Origin of the sequence: Streptomyces katrae (assembly GCF_000966975.1) — a bacterium.
Classification (GTDB): Bacteria; Actinomycetota; Actinomycetes; order Streptomycetales; family Streptomycetaceae; genus Streptomyces; species Streptomyces katrae.
Window position 1 is genome coordinate 1 of record NZ_JZWV01000772.1, and the last position, 3,548, is coordinate 3,548.

1 protein-coding gene is annotated in these 3,548 nt (G+C 78.4%); it reads left to right on the forward strand.

The features are described from left to right. Positions 1–3,548 (forward strand): type I polyketide synthase (locus tag VR44_RS26265; RefSeq protein WP_045950079.1); only part of this gene is annotated, 3,548 nt, incomplete at both ends.

Consider the following 3,548-nt stretch of genomic DNA (forward strand, 5'->3'; position numbering starts at 1 on the left):
GAGTTCAGCCGGCAGCGCGGGCTGGCTCCCGACAGCCGCTGCAAGCCGTTCTCGGACGCGGCCGACGGCATCGGCTGGGGTGAGGGCGCCGGCATGGTGGTGCTGGAGCGGCTCTCCGACGCGGAGGCCAACGGGCACAGGGTGCTGGCCGTGATCCGGGGCAGCGCGGTGAACCAGGACGGCGCGAGCAACGGTCTCGCGGCGCCCAGCGGTCCCTCGCAGCAGCGGGTGATCCGGCAGGCCCTCGCCAACGCGGGCCTGGACGCCTCGGACGTGGACATGGTCGAGGCGCACGGTACGGGCACGAGGCTGGGCGACCCGATCGAGGCGCAGGCGCTGCTGGCCACGTACGGGCAGGGCCGGGACGCGGACCGCCCGCTGTGGGTGGGCTCGCTGAAGTCGAACATCGCGCACCCGCAGGCCGCGGCCGGGGTGGCCGGGGTGATCAAGACGGTGCTGGCGATGGAGCACGGGCTGCTGCCGGCGATCCTGCACCACGACGCGCCCTCCTCCCACGTGGACTGGTCCTCGGGGGCGGTCCGGCCGCTGGCGCGGACCATCGCCTGGCCGGAGGGTCCGGGCCCGCGCCGGGCCGGGGTGTCGGCGTTCGGCATCAGCGGCACCAACGCGCACGCCGTCCTGGAGCAGTACGTGCCCGCCGCGGCCGCGGCCCCCGTCGAGGGCGACGGGGTGCCCTGGCTGCTGTACGGGCGCTCGGAGGCGGCCCTGCGCGAGCAGGCGGCCCGGCTGTCGGCGCACCTCGACGCGCACCCGGAGCAGTCGGCGGCCGGGATCGCGCACGCGCTGGCGACGACGCGCACCGCGTTCGAGCACCGGGCGGCGGTCACGGCCGCGGACCCGGAGGGTGTGCGCGGCGCGCTGGCGGCCCTGGCCGCGGGTGAGGAGGACGCGCCGGGGCTGCTGCGCGGTCAGGCCGCGGACGGCGGCACCGTGTTCGTCTTCCCCGGGCAGGGTGCCCAGTGGGCGGGCATGGCGGCCCGGCTGCTGGACGAGTCGCCGGTGTTCGCGGAGCGGATCGCGGAGTGCGAGGAGGCCCTGGGCGCCTTCACCGACTGGTCGCTGACGGCGGTGCTGCGCGGGGCCGAGGGGGCGCCGCCGCTGGAGCGGGTGGACGTGGTGCAGCCCGTGCTGTTCGCGGTGATGGTGTCGCTGGCCGCGCTGTGGCGCTCCCACGGGGTGCACCCGGACGCGGTGGTCGGGCACTCCCAGGGCGAGATCGCCGCGGCCTGCGTGGCGGGGGCCCTCTCCCTGGAGGACGCCGCCCGGGTGGTGGCCCTGCGCAGCCGGGCGCTGGGGGCGATCGCCGGGCGCGGCGGGATGGTGTCGGTGGCGCGGCCGGCCGCCGAGGTGGCCGCGCTGATCGCGGACCGCTCCGAGGTGCTGGCGGTGGCGACGGTCAACGGGCCGGCGTCGACGGTCGTCGCGGGTGAGACCTCGGCGCTGGAGGAGCTGCTGGCGGCGTGCGAACGCGACGGCGTGCGGGCCCGCCGCATCCCCGTCGACTACGCCTCCCACTCCCCCCACGTGGAGGAGATCCGCGAGGAGCTCGCCGGGCTGCTCGCGCCGGTCACGGCGAAGGCGGCCGAGATCCCGTTCTATTCGACGGTCACCGGCGAGCCCCTCGACACCACCCGGCTGACCGGGGACTACTGGTACGAGAACCTGCGCGGCACCGTGCGGTTCGAGCGGGCGACCCGGCTGCTGCTGGAGCACGGACACCGGTTCTTCGTCGAGGTCAGCCCGCACCCGGTGCTGGTCTCCGGGGTGCAGGACACCGCCGCCGACGCGGGCGCCCCGGTCGTCGCGGTCGGCTCGCTGCGCCGGGGCGAGGGCGGCCGGGACCGGCTGCTGGCCTCGCTGGCCGAACTGCATGTGCAGGGCGGCGCCGTGGACCGGGCGAGCCTGTTCCCGGGCGGCGGCGGGGCGGCGCACCTCGGGCTGCCCACGTACCCGTTCCAGCGGCAGCGGCTGTGGCTGGACACCTCCCGCGGCGGCTCCCCCGCCGAGGCCGCCGCCGCGCTGGGCCTGGCCCCGGCCGGGCATCCGCTGCTGGGTGCGCTCGGTACCCTGCCGGACTCGGGCGGGCTGGTCCTGACCGGCCGGCTGTCCACCCGTACGCACGGCTGGCTCGCCGACCACGGGGTCTCCGGGTCGCTGCTGCTGCCGGGGACGGCCTTCGTGGAGCTGGCGCTGCACGCCGGCGGGCGGGCGGGCTGCCCGGTGGTGGAGGAACTCACCCTGGAGAACCCGCTGCTGCTGCCCGAGCAGGGCTCCGTGGAACTGCACCTGGCGGTCGGCGCCCCCGACGGGGACGGCCGGCGCACCCTCGCGGTGTACTCGCGCCTCGGCGCGGACGCCGAGGGGCCGTGGCTGCGGCACGCCACCGGCGCCCTCACCCCGGACGCGGGACCGGACGCGGGACCGGACCCGGAACCGGACGCGGCTCTGGACCCGGCTCTGGACCCGGCCGACGCTCCCGGCACCGCATGGCTGCCGGCCGACGCCGAACCGGTGGACCTCGACGCCCTGTACGGGGCCTTCGACGAGGCCGGCTACCAGTACGGTCCCGCCTTCCGCGGGCTGCGCGCCGCCTGGCGCGCCGGCGAGGAGGTCTTCGCCGAGGTGGAGCTGCCGACCGGACTGCCGGGCGGTGCGGGCGCGTTCGGGCTGCACCCGGCGCTGTTCGACGCGGCCCTGCACGGCACGTTCCTGCAGGGCGGGGGCCGCCGCCGGCTGCCCTTCGCCTGGACGGGCGTACGGCTGGCCCGGGCCGGTGCGGGCGCGGTACGGGCCCGGCTGACCCCGGCCGGGCAGGACGGGGTGAAGGTGGTCCTCACCGACCGGGACGGGCGGCAGGTCGCCTCCGTGGACGGCCTGGTGCTGCGCGAGGTGACGGTGCTGCGCGAGGTGACGGAGGCACAGCTGCGCGACGGCCGCGCCGCCGACCCGCTGTACCGGCTGGACTGGACGGCGCCCGCCGCCGCGCCGGCGGCGTCCGGCACCACCTGGGCGCTGCTCGGGGACGGGGAGGGCGCCGCCGGGGCGCTGGCGGACGCGGTCGCCGCCACCTGCGCCGGCCGGCCCGCCCGGTACCCCGGCCTGGCCGCGCTGCGCGAGGCGCTCGGCGCGGGCGGGCCCGTACCGGACGCGGTCCTGCTGCCGCTGCCGCCCGCGGACGGCCCGGTCACGGCGGACGCCGTACGGGCGGCGGTCCGCGGGGCCCTGGGCCTGGTGCAGGACTGGCTGGCGGAGGAACGGCTGGACGGAGCCCGGCTGGTCGTCGTCACCGACGGGGCCGTGGCGGCCGGCGCCGACGAGCCCGTACGGGACCTCGTGCACGCCCCGGTGTGGGGGCTGCTGCGGTCCGCGCAGACGGAGCACCCGGGCCGGTTCGTCCTCCTGGACACCGCCGGGGCCTCCCCCCGGGCCCTGTCCGCCGCCCTGTCGGCGGCGGCCGGCGGGGACGAACCGCAGTTGGCGGCCCGCGGGGACGCGGTGCGCGCCGTCCGCCTGGCCCGCCTCGACGC